This window comes from Thermocrinis ruber, assembly GCF_000512735.1.
GTDB lineage: Bacteria > Aquificota > Aquificia > Aquificales > Aquificaceae > Thermocrinis > Thermocrinis ruber.
Map to the genome: position 1 here is coordinate 1,440,908 of NZ_CP007028.1, position 15,542 is coordinate 1,456,449.

The 15,542-nt window shown below is 45.3% G+C and carries 18 protein-coding genes; 6 read left to right on the forward strand and 12 right to left on the reverse strand.

The window, feature by feature from the left end; all coding sequences use genetic code 11:
- The first annotated feature begins 95 nt into the window (after positions 1–95).
- Positions 96–1,679 (forward strand): citramalate synthase, encoded by a 1,584-nt coding sequence (gene cimA / locus THERU_RS07820; RefSeq protein WP_025306719.1) that lies wholly within the window; start codon positions 96–98, stop codon positions 1,677–1,679.
- Positions 1,676–2,554 (forward strand): CAF17-like 4Fe-4S cluster assembly/insertion protein YgfZ, encoded by an 879-nt coding sequence (ygfZ, locus tag THERU_RS07825; protein ID WP_038532272.1) that lies wholly within the window; start codon positions 1,676–1,678, stop codon positions 2,552–2,554. The genes cimA and ygfZ overlap by 4 nt, the downstream gene beginning before the upstream one ends.
- Here the strand turns inward: ygfZ and THERU_RS07830 are convergent.
- From THERU_RS07830 to hisD, 12 genes are all read right to left on the reverse strand, one after another.
- A complete protein-coding gene (locus THERU_RS07830) occupies positions 2,546–3,601 on the reverse strand; it encodes a geranylgeranyl reductase family protein (protein WP_025306720.1) in 1,056 nt (351 codons plus the stop codon). The genes ygfZ and THERU_RS07830 overlap by 9 nt on opposite strands.
- Positions 3,598–4,140: a hypothetical protein gene (locus tag THERU_RS07835; RefSeq protein WP_025306721.1), complete on the reverse strand. Its 543-nt coding sequence runs from the start codon at positions 4,138–4,140 to the stop codon at positions 3,598–3,600. The genes THERU_RS07830 and THERU_RS07835 overlap by 4 nt, the downstream gene beginning before the upstream one ends.
- Positions 4,103–5,239: a tRNA (guanine(10)-N(2))-dimethyltransferase gene (locus THERU_RS07840; RefSeq protein WP_025306722.1), complete on the reverse strand. Its 1,137-nt coding sequence runs from the start codon at positions 5,237–5,239 to the stop codon at positions 4,103–4,105. The genes THERU_RS07835 and THERU_RS07840 overlap by 38 nt, the downstream gene beginning before the upstream one ends.
- Positions 5,236–6,237 carry a uroporphyrinogen decarboxylase gene (gene hemE, locus THERU_RS07845; protein WP_038532275.1) on the reverse strand — a complete coding sequence of 334 codons (1,002 nt, stop codon included), beginning with the start codon at positions 6,235–6,237 and terminating at the stop codon, positions 5,236–5,238. Before hemE ends, THERU_RS07840 begins: the two co-directional genes overlap by 4 nt.
- A 16-nt stretch (positions 6,238–6,253) precedes the next feature.
- Positions 6,254–6,796, reverse strand: coding sequence for a DUF29 domain-containing protein (locus tag THERU_RS07850; protein WP_038532278.1), 543 nt, complete (start codon positions 6,794–6,796; stop codon positions 6,254–6,256).
- Positions 6,797–6,882: 86 nt separating this feature from the next.
- Positions 6,883–7,401, reverse strand: a complete 519-nt coding sequence (locus THERU_RS07855) for a DUF29 domain-containing protein (protein WP_025306725.1) — start codon at positions 7,399–7,401, stop codon at positions 6,883–6,885.
- Between the two features lie 28 nt (positions 7,402–7,429).
- A complete protein-coding gene (locus THERU_RS07860) occupies positions 7,430–7,942 on the reverse strand; it encodes a DUF29 domain-containing protein (RefSeq protein ID WP_038532280.1) in 513 nt (170 codons plus the stop codon).
- A gap of 45 nt (positions 7,943–7,987) precedes the next feature.
- Positions 7,988–9,073 (reverse strand): SH3 domain-containing protein, encoded by a 1,086-nt coding sequence (locus THERU_RS07865; protein WP_025306727.1) that lies wholly within the window; start codon positions 9,071–9,073, stop codon positions 7,988–7,990.
- Positions 9,070–9,306 carry a hypothetical protein gene (locus tag THERU_RS07870; protein ID WP_025306728.1) on the reverse strand — a complete coding sequence of 79 codons (237 nt, stop codon included), beginning with the start codon at positions 9,304–9,306 and terminating at the stop codon, positions 9,070–9,072. The genes THERU_RS07865 and THERU_RS07870 overlap by 4 nt, the downstream gene beginning before the upstream one ends.
- The gene (gene lgt, locus THERU_RS07875) at positions 9,281–10,087 is read right to left on the reverse strand and encodes a prolipoprotein diacylglyceryl transferase (protein WP_025306729.1); all 807 of its coding nucleotides are present in this window, start codon (positions 10,085–10,087) and stop codon (positions 9,281–9,283) included. The genes THERU_RS07870 and lgt overlap by 26 nt, the downstream gene beginning before the upstream one ends.
- Positions 10,087–10,641, reverse strand: coding sequence for a hypothetical protein (locus THERU_RS07880; protein ID WP_025306730.1), 555 nt, complete (start codon positions 10,639–10,641; stop codon positions 10,087–10,089). The genes lgt and THERU_RS07880 overlap by 1 nt, the downstream gene beginning before the upstream one ends.
- The gene (gene hisD, locus THERU_RS07885; RefSeq protein ID WP_025306731.1) at positions 10,638–11,918 is read right to left on the reverse strand and encodes a histidinol dehydrogenase; all 1,281 of its coding nucleotides are present in this window, start codon (positions 11,916–11,918) and stop codon (positions 10,638–10,640) included. Before hisD ends, THERU_RS07880 begins: the two co-directional genes overlap by 4 nt.
- 110 nt (positions 11,919–12,028) lie before the next feature.
- On the opposite strand from hisD, the gene THERU_RS07890 reads away from it, so the two are divergent.
- From THERU_RS07890 to THERU_RS07905, 4 genes are all read left to right on the forward strand, one after another.
- Positions 12,029–12,784 carry a CsgG/HfaB family protein gene (locus THERU_RS07890; RefSeq protein ID WP_084326331.1) on the forward strand — a complete coding sequence of 252 codons (756 nt, stop codon included), beginning with the start codon at positions 12,029–12,031 and terminating at the stop codon, positions 12,782–12,784.
- A gap of 119 nt (positions 12,785–12,903) precedes the next feature.
- Positions 12,904–13,707, forward strand: coding sequence for a thiazole synthase (locus THERU_RS07895; protein WP_025306733.1), 804 nt, complete (start codon positions 12,904–12,906; stop codon positions 13,705–13,707).
- Complete coding sequence (gene hemG, locus THERU_RS07900) at positions 13,704–14,990, forward strand: protoporphyrinogen oxidase (protein ID WP_025306734.1); 1,287 nt, start codon at positions 13,704–13,706, stop codon at positions 14,988–14,990. Before THERU_RS07895 ends, hemG begins: the two co-directional genes overlap by 4 nt.
- On the forward strand, positions 14,990–15,541 hold the full coding sequence (locus THERU_RS07905) for a precorrin-2 dehydrogenase/sirohydrochlorin ferrochelatase family protein (RefSeq protein WP_025306735.1): 552 nt from the start codon (positions 14,990–14,992) through the stop codon (positions 15,539–15,541). Before hemG ends, THERU_RS07905 begins: the two co-directional genes overlap by 1 nt.
- Position 15,542: the final 1 nt, after the last annotated feature.

Genomic DNA, 15,542 nt, shown 5'->3' on the forward strand with positions numbered 1-15,542 from the left:
AATTATATACTTACTAAACCTGTACGGCAACCCTCACGGGCGCTCTTGAGAAGTATTGCCTTTTGCAAACTATTAGCTTAAACTTTCTTATGAATATGAGTGAGAAAGTTTATATTTACGACACCACTTTAAGGGATGGTTCCCAAGCAGAAGGAGTAAACTTTTCCATAGAGGATAAGCTCAGGATCATAAAAAAGCTTGACGAGTTTGGTATAGATTACATTGAGTGCGGTTGGCCAGGCTCAAACCCAAAGGATACACTGCTCTTTGAAAAACTCAAAAATATCAAACTAAACCACTCAAAGATTGTGGCCTTTGGTGCCACAAGGAGACCGGGAAAAAGGCCAGAAGAGGACCCTCAGCTTGAAAACCTGATAAAAGCCCAACCACAGGCAATAACCATCTTTGGAAAAAGCTGGGACCTGCATGTGTTAGAAGCCCTCAGAACAACCTTAGAAGAGAACTTGGACATGGTGGCTGGAAGCATAGCCTATCTAAAAAGGTATGTGCCGGAAGTGATCTTTGATGCGGAGCATTTTTTTGATGGATACAAGAGAAATCCCGAGTATGCCCTAAAGGTAATCCAGTATGCCATTGAGGGTGGGGCGGATTGGATAGTTTTGTGCGATACCAACGGGGGATGTCTGCCCCACGAAGTCTATGAGATCACAAAAAAAGTGGTGGAGACCTTTCCTGAGGCAAAGATAGGCATACATGCCCACAACGATTCAGACACCGCTGTTGCAAATTCTATAATGGCAGTTTTGGCTGGAGCAAGGCAGGTACATGGTACCATAAACGGCATAGGTGAAAGGACGGGCAACGCCAACCTTTGCTCCATAATACCCAACCTTCAGTTAAAGCTTGGCTTTAAGGTGGTGCCCGAGGAAAACCTCAAAAAGCTCACCGAACTTTCCCACTTCGTGGCAGAAATATCCAACATGCCCGTACCCAGAAACATGCCCTACGTGGGAGAAAGTGCCTTTGCCCACAAGGCTGGAGTGCATGCATCAGCGGTAATGAAAAGGAGCGATACCTACGAACACATAGACCCATCTTTGGTAGGCAACAGAAGAAAGATCACCGTCTCGGACCTCTCCGGAAAGAGCAACATAGTCTATAAGCTAAGAGAAATGGGTATAGAGGTGGATGAGAGATCTCCGGAGGTTCTAAAGCTGGTGGAAAAGATCAAGGAGTTAGAAAAGGAAGGCTATCACTTTGAGGCGGCAGAGGCATCCTTTGAACTGCTCTGCAAAAGGCACTTTGGACTTGTTAGAAACTACTTTGATTTGGATGCCTACAGGGTCCTAATAGCCAAAAGGAGCACCGACGAGCTACCAGTTTCCGAGGCAACGGTGAGGCTCTCTGTGGGTGGTGTGAAAGAACATACCGCATCTTTGGGCAACGGTCCAGTCAGTGCCCTAGACAGTGCTCTTAGGAAAGCCTTGGAGGAGTTCTATCCAAACCTAAAAGAGGTGCAACTTATAGACTATAAGGTTCGCATTGTCAATGAATCTGAGGGCACGTCCGCCAAGGTGAGGGTCCTTATAGAATCCACCGACGGCAAAAGAAAGTGGGGCACGGTGGGTGTCTCGGAGAACATCATAGAAGCCTCTTGGATTGCCCTAACAGACAGCATCGTGTACAAGCTTATGAAAGACGAGGAGGAAATGGAGTGAAGTGGGTAAGGCTAAAAAGGTCAAAGATAAAGGTCTTTGGTAAAAAAGGTAAAACTCTACCAAAGGGCTTTCAGGAGGAGCACACCTCCTTCTTACACAGCCTGCTAACCAACGATATAAAGGGTCTAAAGCCCTTTAGCTTTAACTACAACCTTTGGCTCAGACAAAACGGTTCTCCTATAGAGGATTTCTTCGTGTATAAGCTGGAGGACGCATACCTTTTGGACACAGAGGGAGACGCAAAAAAGATCATAGAGGAGTTTGAAAGGTTAAAGCTCTCTCTGAAGGTATATTTTGAAGACCTAACTACATTTGGGCACGTTTTTGTCTTTGGAGAATCTGCCAAAGATTGGGTGGAGAAGACCTTTGGTATGGTGCCAGAAGAGGGCAAGTTCTTTGAAAAGGATGGTGTTTTTGTGGCAAACAATCCTTTAAGGATCAGAGAAGAAGGATTTGATGTTTTTGGCGAGCTGGATGGACTTGAACTTCCAAAGGAAGAAGAGATCACTGAAGAGGACTTTGAAGACCTAAGGATAGAGAGAAAGGTCCCGAGGATAAGGAAGGAGTTGAGAGAGGGCTACTCACCCCTTGAGGCTGGGCTTTTGAACGTTGCCATAAGCCTAACAAAAGGCTGTTATGTGGGACAGGAGGTTATAGCAAGAATTCACTACAAGGGCAGGCTTCCCAGAACTTTGGTTCTTTTTAAAGGAGAAAACCTTCAGGAGGAGCAAAAAGTCTTTGACGGAGAAAAGGAGGTAGGTCTGATAACATCTGTGTCAAGGAAAGGCTTGGCGTTAGGCTATATCCTTACTACCAAGCTGGAAGAGAAAAGGGAATTCTCCACGACTACTGGAAAGGTTGTTGTTTTAGATTAAATGAAGCCAAGCCTTAAAAAACAGCTTTTTGTAGCTTTCCTCTCCCCTTAAAAGCCTGTAGTAAGCCTTCAGTGCTCCTTTCTTTCCCCAATTGTAAGAAAATCTCTGAAAGCGGTAGGCTATCTTTGCGATCCTTCCTGCATACACAAGCTCTTCTATCATGGGCTTTGAAAGTCTAAAATACTCCTCCACCGGATTATTTGGGCAGTTAAGGATTGCTTGCACTGCATTTTTTGCCCCCCAAAGGGCATAGTATATACCCTCCCCTAAAAGCGGGTCCACCGAGTTGGACGCATCACCCACCAGGAGAATTCTACCCCTTCCAGCGTGAAAGTCCTTTTTATTTTCTAAATAGGGTATGTGCCAGCCATAGACCTTGCCCTCCACCTTCAGACCCAGCTTAGTTGAATAATCCTTAAGTAGCTCCAGAAGGTTTTCTTTCCCTGTGGAGGCGATGCCCACATTGGTGGGAAAAACCCATGCGTAACCTCTTTCCACAAGCCCCACATCTATGCGCACACCCTCTTTGAGGTTTGTAAGGCATTGGAATTCTAAGGACCGAAAGAACTTCTTCTTTTTGTAGCCCAAAAGGTCGGCGGTCTTTGAATAAAAGCCGTCCGCACCTATTAGAAAGTCCGCCTCCACTTCCCCTTTGGAAGTGTAAACCTTTATCCTTTCTCCCTCTTCAAAGCCCAAAAGTTCGCACTCTTGCCAAAGCTCCACGCCTACCCGCTGAGCATTTTGCACCAAAAAGTAGTCAAACTCCGCCCTGTCTACTATGTATGCCAATGGCTTTTCACTTGAAAGACTAAAGCTTTCCTCTCCACGGCAGCCAAGGGTTCCCTCTCTTATCACTGCCTTTATCAAACCCTGCCAGCCTTCCGGCAGGAGAGAGACCACCCTTGCAGAAAGACAACCTCCGCAAAGCTTGAACCTGGGAAGTCTCTTCTTTTCCAAAAGCAAAACCTTTAAGCCGTTTTTTGCAAGCCAGTAAGCACTGAATGCACCACCCGGACCTGCACCCACAACCACCGCATCAAAGCTCATCTTTCCTCCACAAAAAGGGAGAACACACCAAGCCCAAACTTCTTTCTAAGCTCACCTTTTATCATAAAACTAAGGGCGGTTTTATCCTGCTTAAATTGGGCGTACTTTTTAAGAAGGGCTTTCTTTTCTTCCTCTGGCAAGTTATCCCAGAGGTGTTTGTATAGTTTGCTCTCCAGGTCCGCTAAAATTTCCTCTGCGGACATTTTGTCTTTGGGTTCCACCTTTGGCACCTCAATATACTCTCCCAGCTTTTCCAAAAGACTCTTGAACCTTTCCCTCCAGTTATCCTCTTTCCCTGCGGAGTTTTTTATTGCTTTTTTTCTTAACCTTTCAATCTCACCAAGGGCAAAAAAGGCGGGGGTCTTTTTTCGTCTCTCCGGTGGAAGCTTGGCGTAAAACCTCTTTATCCCTTCCTCCACCAAATGCCAAGGGTAGGCGGACTCTTCCAACCTCTTCAGAAACCACCTTTCCCTCGGAGACAAAAAGAGCTCTCCCTTTAACTTAAGGATTAGTTCTGCTACCTCTCTGTATGAACTCATGCAATCTCCTTAAAAACTCTCCATGCTCAAGGGATGTTCTAAAGCCCTCTGGGCTAAAGTGGGTGGGTTTGCCCTCAAAGAATTTTAAGAAAAATTCCTTTGGTGGTAGTTGGGCAAGTTTGAAAGCCCTTGCTATGTAGGAGGGACTGTAAAAACCAAGGCTGTTGACCTCTGATTCTCGCCTGATCTTTTTTAATAGCTTGGCGGTCTCTTCCGAAAGTTCTATGGCACCCCTCAAACTCCAAACCCTCTCCACTGTTTCCTTCTCCCAAAGCTCTCCAAGCCAAAGGGGACCAGCTAGCAAAAGTTTATGCCCGCAGTGGGGACACTGCCCTTTTACGCCTTCAAGGGAAACGCCCTCTCTGTATAAACAATGGGTGCAGTAAAGCAGGTAGCCTATTTTTTCAATGAGCTTGTCTGTTCTCCTTGCTCCTATGTCCTTTCTGAAAAAGACCTTAAAGTGATGCTTGTAAGAGTATGAAAAGATAGGCTTTAGGGCATAATCGTGCTTGGCACCTTCCTCTACCACCTTCTTTATAAGGATCCTTATACCCACCTCGTGGTAAAACTCACACTCCAACAGAGGCTTGCTAGAGTATCTCCTCTGGCACGTGCTGGGGTAAGTTCCAGAGAGCACCGCAGTATCCGTTGCGGTAACAGACAGAACGCCACCCCTCCTGACAGGAAATACCGCAGAATCCAAAAAAGGAATGGGTGAGCCATAGGGGTCTATATCCACATAATGGCAATTTCTTAGCCTCCTTAAAAGCAGGCTGGCGTCTTCAGAGTATATCTCCACCTTCTCCTCTGGCACTTGGTTGATCTGCAAATGCTCCTTGAAGCTTTCCACCGCCCTTTGGTCTATGTCGTTGTATATGACCTTTTTTACCTTTGGCACCTCCAACAAAAACCTCAAAGACCTAACACCGCTTGCACCCATAGGATCACAGACCACAAGCTCCTCACCTTCCATAGCCCAAACGATGAGTAGGCTTATGTCTCTGTTTACAATCATAGTTGGGTTGTAAAAAACGGGCATTTCTGAGGAGACAACTTTGGGAACTTCCACCTTGAGAAGGACCTTCCCCTCTCTTATCATCCTACCTTGTAGCCTTTAACCGTATCCACCAAAAGCTTTACCTTTTTTAGTTCCATATCGGGCGAAAGCCCATGTCCCAAATTGAATACGTATTTGGTTTTCCTTGGCACCCTCTTTAAAAACTCCAAAACCTTACGCTGGATAACATCCTCCGTGCAGTAAAGAATGGATGGGTCCATGTTTCCCTGAAAAGCCATGTCCTCCTTTTCCATCCAAGAGAACATATCCACCGTCCAATCTACAGAAAAGGCATCCACGGGTACATGTCTGAGCAGTTTCAAATACTCTCCAGAACCTCTGTAAAAGTATATAACGGGTACTCCAAGTTCCCTCTTTAGCCTCTCAAAGAAAGCCTTCAGTAGGATTGCATACTCTTTTAAATCTTCGTAGGGCATATGCATGAGCCAGCTGTCAAAAACCTGTACCAAGTCCGCACCCGCTTTAACCTGCCCTTTTAAGTACTCCACTAAGTTTTCCGACAGCAACCCAAGAAACTCAAGGTATTCTTCCCTTCTTTCCCACATAAAGAGTTTGGCTCTTTTGAAGTCCGCCTTTCCTTTGCCCTCCACCGCGTAGGCAAAAAGGGTCCACGGTGCTCCGCAAAAGCCAATAACAGGCACCCGATCTTGTGTTCTTTTAACTTCTCTTATTATTTCATTAATGAACTCTGTGTCCTTGCTTGTGATCTTCCTAAGCGCCTTAACGTTTCCATCCCACTCCAAATGGGGACCTTCCCCCTCTTCAAAACGCACGTTTATGCCCATAGGCTCAAGGGGAACCAAAATGTCTGAAAAGATGATAACAGCATCCACATCCAAAAGCTCCAAGGGAAGCAAAGACACCTTTACCGCAAGCTCCACATTTTTACAAAAGCTCAAAAAATCCTTCTCCTTTGCTCTAAGCTCCCTGTATTGAGGCATATACCTGCCCGCTTGACGCATAAGCCAAACGGGAAATCTCTCTATCTTTTCGCCCGATAGACTTTTGAGAAGAAGCATTTTGAGTATTTTACCACTAAGGCTGTGATGTTTCCGTGCTCTCCCTTATCTCCTCACGCCAGGGCTTGTATTCCATCACCTGTTCAAAGGTGTACGGGTAATCCTTTGAAAAGTCCTCCTCTGTGGGAGGTCTGCCAAAGTATTTTTTAGCTAAGTCTTTATTTTCGTCTTCATCAAACCAAACAATTAACCTACGAACTGCCCTTTTCCAAGCCTTGCTCAAACTTTCCTTTTCTTGGGCAACCCCCCTCAAGGAAGGATTATCATCAAAAAGGTCTGCGATTTGCATTCTTGCAGTATTTATACTTTTCTTCCAATGGTCACCCACGTATTCATTCTCTCTGAACTTCTCCCACTTGTAAAGATGTTCCATAATGACTGCCATATAGCTGATCATACTTTCATAATGCCTTCTGACCATATCCTCTATTTCATCTAAGAGGTTTTCCCAATCCACAAACTCAAACTCTTTATTTTTGAGAAGTTTTAGGTTCTCCAACACCCACAGATAAAAGTCCTTTTCATAAAGTTCTTTTAGGCTTTGGGTTTTTAGCTTCATCAGTTTTAAATATAAGCCAGCGGTTTGGCTATAATTCGCCAAGTTTCTTAGCTTGTGGTTAAAGCTCTAAATAAGGTTCTAAGCTCTCAATGATTTATTTTTTTCTCAATCCAAGGTTCGTATTCCATAATTTGTTCAAAGGTATAGGGACATTCCTTTGGAAAATCTTCTTTTGTGGGAAACCTGCCAAAGTATTTTTGGGCTAAATCCTCCTCCTCTTTAAACCAAGTAATGAGACTATTAACCGCCCTTCTCCAAGCCTTATTCAAGCTCTCCTTTTCTTGGGCTATCCTTTTCAACGATGGCATTTCATCAAAGAGGTCTATTAGTTCCTTTCTTGCGTTGAGGATGCTCTTTTTCCAACTGCTACCCATATAAGCGGATTCCCTGTAGTTTTCCCACTTGTAGAGGTGTTCCATTATGACCGCCATAAGGCTTATTACACTTCTCAGTTCTTTCCTTGCCATATACTCTATCTCCTCTAAAAGGTTCTCCCAATCTACAAGCTCAAACTCTTTATTTTTGAGAAGCTTTAGGTTCTCCAGCACCCACAGGTAAAAGTCTTTTTCATAGAGTTCCTTTAGACTTTGTGTTTTTAGCTCCATGAGTTTTAAATATAAACCGGTGGTTTGGTTATAACTTAACCCAAGGTTCGTATTCCATAACCTGCTGAAAGGTATAGGGGCATTCTTGCGGGAAATCCTTTTCTGTTGGCAACTTTCCAAAGTATTTTTTAGCAAGGTCTTGGTTTTTAGGTTCTTTAAACCAGTCAATCAGACTATAAACTGCCAACTCCCATGCGGTTTGTATATTTTCCTTTTCCTGAGCTTTTACCTCTACGGACGGATGTCTTTTAAATATTGTTCTCAGCTCCTTCCTTGCATTGTTTATGCTCTTTATCCAGCCGTGTCCTGCATACTCCTTGTATCTGAAGTGTTCCCACTTGTAGAGGTGTTCCATAATTACCGCCATCAGGCTAACCACACTGTCCAGATATCTCCGTCCCATATCCTCTATCTCCTCTAAAAGGTTCTCCCAATCTACAAGCTCATACTCTTTGTTTTTGAGAAGCCTTAGGTTCTCCTGAACCCATAGGTAAAAGTCTTTCTCGTAAAGCTCCTTTAGGCTTTTTACCTTTAGCTCCATAGAATTTAAGTTTAAGCACAAAAGGGTAAAAAGCTTGGCTATCGTTTAATATACCTTCACCGCCACGATCCTTTTGTACAGATTGGTAAGTCCATCCCTTTCCAAAAGGTTTTTAACCACCGCCTTTGGATAAACCATTTTTCCATCGTCCCTTTTTATGGCATAGACCGCATGATAGATCACCGGGTCCTCTCCCTCGAAGCCTCCAAAGATCATTATGTGCCCTTTCATGTATAACACTGTCCGGTAAGGTGGAAATGTTTTCAAGAGTTCCTTCAGCTCTTGGTAGCTGTTAAAAGTTCTCTCCACACCCCTTCCGACGGTAGCTTGCTGGCTGGAGTTTCTTGGAAGTTCTATACCAAAAACACCAAAGAAGGCACGCACCACTGCGGAGCAATCATAAAAGCCTCCCCACTCGTAAGGCATACCAAGAAGACTATCAAGGAGAAGCTTTGCCTTATCTTCTGAAAATTGCCAGTAGCCTTCTATAACGCCCTCACCCTTTATCCACTCCACACTCCCATCGGGCATCAAAACCAAGTATCTGTCCTTTTCCTTTGAAAGATAGGGAATTTTTGCGGACATTGAGTATTCAAGCCCTCCTATCTTAAGCTTGGGCTTTATAACCACCAAAAAGGGAAGGTCAAGAAGTCTAAAAAATTCCTCCTCATTCAACTCCCTCACGTCCTCAACCTTGAGCCATCCCCTCATTATAGGACTTTGAACATAGAGCCATCTTCCATCCTTGGACCGGTGGAGCACTGCCAAAGGCGTAAGAGGGTCAAGGGCGGTGTACTGATTGTAATCTATCTCCGGGTTTCCCTTATGGACCGTCAACTCTGTGGGAAGGAGCTTTAGGTCTGCCCTCCTTAGGGTTATGCCGTACTTTACATCCACCTGTTGAGGCACTGCGTCTAAATTAGCATTTTCAAGGAGTTTTTTCATAAGCCCTTCAGTTAATGGCACATTGCCCAGGTAGAGCCTAGTTTTTGGATAGCTATCCTCCGAGAGCCAAGACTTGAGCTTTTCTCCTTCCAACTGACGAGGAAAGCTTCTCAGGTTTGCCATCTGAGGGAAAAGCTCAAGGGAAAAGGCAAAGGAAAGGCTTAAAAGAAGGATCAAAAGCCTCATACCTTCCGTTCAAACTTAATCTTTTTGGGAAGTTCTTCCAGCCAGCCTAAGGCAATGTGAAAGTTTCTTTCCAAAATTCCCTTTATCTTTGTCATCTCCTCCTCCAACTCCAAGAGCTCCTCCCTCTTCATCTGAGGAATTTCCTTTAAAAGCTCTTCCAACTCCTTTAACACCTCTTCCGGTTTAAAGGGGTCTGTTAGTAACTGCTTAAGCCTTTTTAACCTTTCCCTCATGTCTCAAAACAAACATCAGGGCAAAGGAAGATAAAACCATAAGAAGAGATACAATTTGATTCCACGTTAGCCCTATGGGTTCTATGAGTGGAGTAACACCCCTGTAAAACTCCAAAAAGAACCTGAGGGCACCGTAAAGAAGAAGGTAAAGGCTAAAAACCGCACCATCAAAGGGTTTTCTCCTGTAAAAGAAAAGCAGAATAAAAAAGATCACCAACAGTCCGAAGAACTCCACAAGCTGAGTGGGATAGAGGGGCATGTAGGGAGGTGCCACAGCACCCTCCGGAAACACTACATAGAAAAAGGGAAACTTGCTTGAAAGATGTATGCCGGGTGTAACGTCTTCCGCAAGGAAGGGTTTTCCATAACAGCATCCTGCGGAGGTGCATCCGAGCCTCCCTATGCTGTGGGCTATGGCTATGGCTATGGCGCTGAGGTCTGCTGTCTTCCAAAGGGGTAGTTTGTATCTGTGTATGCTAAAGAGGGCACCCAAAAGACCGCCAATCAGGCCACCAAAGAAGGAAAGCCCTCCCTGCCATATGGCAAATATGTCAAATATTTTCCCTACCTGTTCCGGATGTTCCAAGATATAGGCGATCCTTGCGAAAACTATACCAAAAAACAGTGTAATGAGTAGGGCATTTTCTAAATGGGTTGTATTTAAACCCTCTTTTTTGCCAAGTCTTAAAAGCAAAAAGTAGCCCACAAAAACACCAAGGGCAACCAAAACTCCGTAGGTGTATATCTTTATACCAAAAAATTCAAAGAGCACTGGGAACATTAAAACTTAACCTCCTCCACGTTTATAGTAAAGGTAAGATCTTCCCAATTGACTTTGACCCTTCTGTAGTAGCCCTCGGGTGCCTTCTGTCCGTAGGTAAGGGTTATCAGTCTATCCTTTTTTTTGTCAAAAACTTCCACCTTGGCAAGTTGGTTATTCACAAAGTAGTGTTTAACCAGGTAAGCATCCGCATCCCTACTCAATATTAGCGCCTCAGAGGTGCAACTGGGTTTTTCTTCACCCGTTAGCGTTTTTCCAAAGATGATACCGTCGGGGCTAAAGGGCAGGTCAATGCATACAACGTTTAAACATAGACCCTTTTTGTCAAAGCTAAACCCTCCAAACCTTGCAGATTCCACCCTGTATTTATCTTTGTCTTTTTCTACCTTTACGGGCACCTTTAAAACACCGTAGGATATGAGCAGTTGGCTTGTGTATTTTTCTGGCGCTCGGTCTTCCAAATGGTTAAGAAGCAGGGTTTGATCTGGTCTGCATAGCAAAGGAGCACAGGATAAGACAAAACCAAAAGCCAACAACAGAGCAAGCTTCTTCATTGCTTCCTCCTAACCTCTACTGCCCCATAGTGGGCTATAAGCCCCTCCGCCTTTGCTATATGCTGGGCATACTCCGCCACCCTTTCAAAACCCTCCTTTGACACATACATCAAAGAGCTCCTTTTTATAAAGTCATAAACTCCAAGGGGTGAGAAAAATCTGGCAGTGCGTCCTGTGGGTAGTGTATGATTTGGTCCAAGGAGATAATCTCCCAAAGGTTCTGTGGTGTATTTACCCACGAATACTGCGCCCGCGTGTTTAATCTTTGGTAGGAGGGCAAAGGGCTCCTCCACCATCAACTCCAAGTGCTCTGGTGCTATGTAGTTGGCAACCACACAAGCCTGCTCCAAGTCCTCCACCAAGAATATGGTGCCAAACCGCTCAAGGGATTTTTGGGCTATGTCCTTTCGGGGGAAGTTATCAAGGATCTCTTCTAGTTTTAGCTTAACCTCTTGGGCGTGCTTGGGGTCTGTGGTGATCAGAAAAGCTCCCGCAAGTTCATCGTGCTCCGCCTGAGAGAGCAAATCCCAAGCCACCCAACTGGGATCTACGGAGCCATCAGAGATCACAAGAACCTCAGAGGGTCCGGCAATCATATCAATGTCCACCACTCCAAAGAGTAGTTTTTTTGCGAGGGTTACGTATATGTTGCCCGGTCCCACCACCTTATCCACCTTTGGCACCCTCTCGGTCCCATAAGCCAATGCTGCAACCGCCTGAGCACCGCCTACCCTAAAAACCCGACTAACGCCCGCAATGAAGGCAGACGCCAAGGTGTATTTGTTGGGTCTTGGAGAAACCATAATCACCTCTTCCACACCAGCCACAACTGCCGGCACTGCGTTCATAAGGACGGTGGAAGGGTAAGATGCCTTGCCTCCGGGCACGTATATACCAACCCTTTCTAAGGGAAATACCCTCATTCCCAAAAGGATCCCATCCTCTTCCACCAAAAAGGACCTCTCCAGTTGTTTTTCGTGAAATCTCTTTATTCTCTCGTGGGCTACCTCCAAAGCGGTTCTTACCTCTGGCTCAATCTCCTCGTAGGCTCTTTCCAGTTCCTGGTAGGGAACCTCCAAGTCCTCTTCCGTTAGCTCTTCTCCATCAAATCTTTTTGTGTACTCCAAAAGAGCAGTGTCTCCCTTCTCCCTTACCTGCTTTATGATCTCCTTGACCACAGGCTCGTACTCTTCCGCCATTACCTCCCCCCTTGCCATAACAAACCTCAACCTACTGTTAAAACGCCATGCAGAGTTTCTAAGGTCCTCTATTTGCATGGTTAATATATTAAACCATTTAGGATGTGTTATAATGTCCTGTTCAAAAAAAACCAAAGGAGGTGTCAATCGTGCTTAAAAGAGCCCTGGCTTTAGGGTTAACTATAGGCATGATTGGTGTGGGTGGTGCCATCTCCTCTGCAAATGAAACAAAAACTACGGAGAGGCAAATACCTGTTGTGAAGTGCTCTGAGCCCGCATATTCTGTAATGGTAATGGACTTTGATTGCAAGGCGGCCGCTTGCCAACAGCCAAATAACCCTAAACTTCTTCCCATATTTGAGGTTCTTACCACAGGAAGCGGAGTTCAAGGGTTAGGGAAGGGTGTATCTACCATGCTGACAAATGCCCTAAAGGCCACCAATTGCTTTAAGATAGTGGATTTGGAACAATACGAGAAGATGAAAAAACTCCTTGAGGTTACTGGACAAAAGGTCCAACCTCCCAAAGTGGATTACATGATAAGCGGTTCTATAACCGCTTTGGAGCTTGAAAGGAGTGGCGGACCTCTTGGTGGTGGTGTTGTTCCACTTTTGGGTGCCATAAGCATCAAAAAGGACAAGGCGAAGCTGGCGGTAGATGTGAATGTAATAAAGCCTGAGACATTAGAGGTAGCTTATTCTAAGTCTTTTGAAGCAAACTCGGAGAAGACCTCTTGGAGTCTATTTGGTGCGGGTGCTGGCGGTGGTGCCTTTGGCGGAGCTGGTTGGAGTATAAGCAAAAACCTTTCCCTTGATATGGTAGCAAGAGATGTGGTAGTTCAGGTGGCAAATGCTTTAGCGGAGAGCCTCGCCAAAGACAAAATAGTTGAAAGACCAAAGCCACCAGAGAAAAAAGAAGAGAAGGAAGAAAAAGATCGGGAATAATAGTTCCGAACCTATTGATTTAAGTTTAAAGCGAGCTCTCAAGGGAGGGATTTTTTCTTTTCAATCTCTTTCCTTTTGAGACTATCTTTATATTTTTATAAGATCAGGAGGTTACGGAGATGTTAGACTGGGAAAAGCTGCTAGAAGATGATGTTTTTGAGATTGCGGGCAGGCGCTTTAGATCTCGGTTGATCATAGGCTCGGGTAAGTTCAAGAGCTTCCAGGAAACCAAGGAGGTTCTTGAGGCGAGCGGAGCGGAGATGATTACCGTAGCGGTCCGGAGGGTCAACATCACAGACCCAACCAAAGAAAACCTTTTGGATTACATAGATCCCAAAAAATATTTGATCCTTCCAAACACTGCTGGCTGTTATACTGCAGAAGAAGCCATAAAAACTGCCATGCTGGCGAGGGAGGCTACGGGCATAAACTGGGTTAAGCTGGAGGTGATCGGAGACCAAAAGACCCTCTTGCCAGACATGGAGGAGACCTTAAAGGCGGCAAAGTTTTTGGTAAAGGAGGGCTTTGTGGTACTTCCTTACATCTTTGATGATCCTGTCTACGCCAAAAAGTTTGAGGATGTGGGCTGTGCGGCGGTGATGCCCTTGGCAGCGCCCATAGGCTCTGGGCTTGGGCTTCAAAACCCTTACAACCTAATGTTTATAAAGGAGGCGGTTTCTGTGCCCGTCATAGTAGACGCGGGTATAGGTAGCGCCGCAGACATTCCGCCAGTTATGGAGCTGGGAGTGGACGGTATTTTAACAAACACCGCTTTGGCAGAGGCTAAGGACCCAATAAGGATGGCAGTAGCCATGAAGTATGCGGTCATAGCGGGCAGGCTCTCTTACTTGGCGGGTAGGATGCCCAAGAGAACCTATGCGGTGCCCTCTTCACCTTTGAAGGGTGTTCCATATAAGTCATGATTGATGTGGCAGTAGTGGGGGCGGGTATATCGGGGCTTTCGGTAGCCCTACGCCTTCAAAAGGCCGGGGTTAATGTAAAGGTCTTTGAGAAGGAAGAAAAGGTCGGTGGAAACATACAAACGGAGGAAATAGAGGGATTTTTGTGCGAGTTGGGACCTCAGACCATTTTGGCGGATAAAAAGGTGGAAGAATTCCTCTCCTTGGCGGGTATAAAGCCCTTGTATGCAAAGGAAGAGGCTAAAATAAGATACATCTACAAAAAGGGCAAGCTTGTGCCCTTGCCCATGTCTCCCTTGAGCTTTTTAACCTCTCCCTTACTTTCCCTGAGTGCAAAGCTTAGAGTTCTAAAGGAGCCCTTTATTCCCAAGTCTATAAAGAAGGAAGAGAGCATCGCAGAGTTTGTTAAAAGACGCCTTGGGCAGGAGTTCCTTGACTACATTGTGGAACCCTTTGTCAGCGGTGTGTATGCAGGGGATGTTAATAAGCTGTCGGTGAAGTATGCGGTCAGAAGGGTCTATGAACTGGAACAAAGGTTTGGTAGTCTCATAAAGGGTGCAATAAAGCTAAAAGCCCTTGGTCCGGGCGGAAGGCTCATATCCTTTGAGGGTGGGAACCATACCTTACCCTCCCATCTAGCCAAGGCTTTGGATGTGGATGTGGAAAACGTGGTGCTAAAGATCAGAAGAAAGGATGATCATTTTGTGATAGATAGTAGAAAGGGTAAGTTTTCTGCAAGGGCGGTGGTGATTTCTGCACCGGCAACCTCCGCAGGATACCTACTGAGGGAACTCTCTTGGAGCGCAGCCCAGGAGTTTGACAGTATATACTACGCACCTGTGGTTGTTGTTCATGCACACACAAGGGACTCTATCCCACCCGGCTTTGGTTTTTTGGTGCCAAGGAAGGAGGGCAAAAGGATCCTTGGCGTGCTTTTTTCCTCTAACATCTTTGAAGGAAGAAAAGGAAACCTATTAACCATCTACTTGGGCGGTGCCACAGACCCACAGGTGGTAGAAGAGGACGATGACCTAATAAGCGCTACCGTGGAGAAGGAACTTAAGGAAATTTTGGGCGTAGATGTAAACATTTTGAAGATCACCAAGTGGAAAAAAGCCATCCCACAGTATAATTTGGGCTACGGCAAATTTTACGAATTGGCGGAGACCTTGGAAAAGGAACACCCTGGGCTTTTTTTAACAGGAAACTATCTGAAAGGTGTCTCTGTAGCAGACTGCATCAGAAATTCGGAGGATTTAGCAAACAGAGTTTTGGAGTTTCTCTAATGCCTCTGTTTCCAGCCTTTATAGACTTGAAGGACAAAAGAATTTTGGTGGTGGGTGGCGGAAAGGTTGCCACCAGAAAGGTCCAGAAGCTTTTACCCTTTGGTGCTAAGATAGAGGTGGTATCACCAAGGATCACAAAGGAACTGCAAAGGCTTTTCTTAGCTGGAAAGATATCTTGGAAGAAAAGAAAGTTCCTCATAAAGGACCTGAGGTCCGCTTACATGGTGGTGGTAGCAGTGGATAGCATAGGGCTCCAAAGGATGGTGTTTAACTACTGTAGCAAGAGAAAAATTCTATGCAACGCCGTAGATAGTCCAGATTACTGCAATTTTATATTCCCTGCCTTGGTCCATAAAGGGGATGTGGTGATAGGTATATCAACCTCGGGTAAGGTGCCAGCCCTGTCTGCCCTGCTAAGGGAAAAAATAGAAGAGTGCATACCAAAGGATGTTGATAAACTTTTAGAGGAGGCGTACAGGCTAAGGTCCTCTATGAAGAAGGGAAAGAGGAGGCAAAGGGTCTTAAAGGAATTTTTAGAGAAAAGGATGTAAG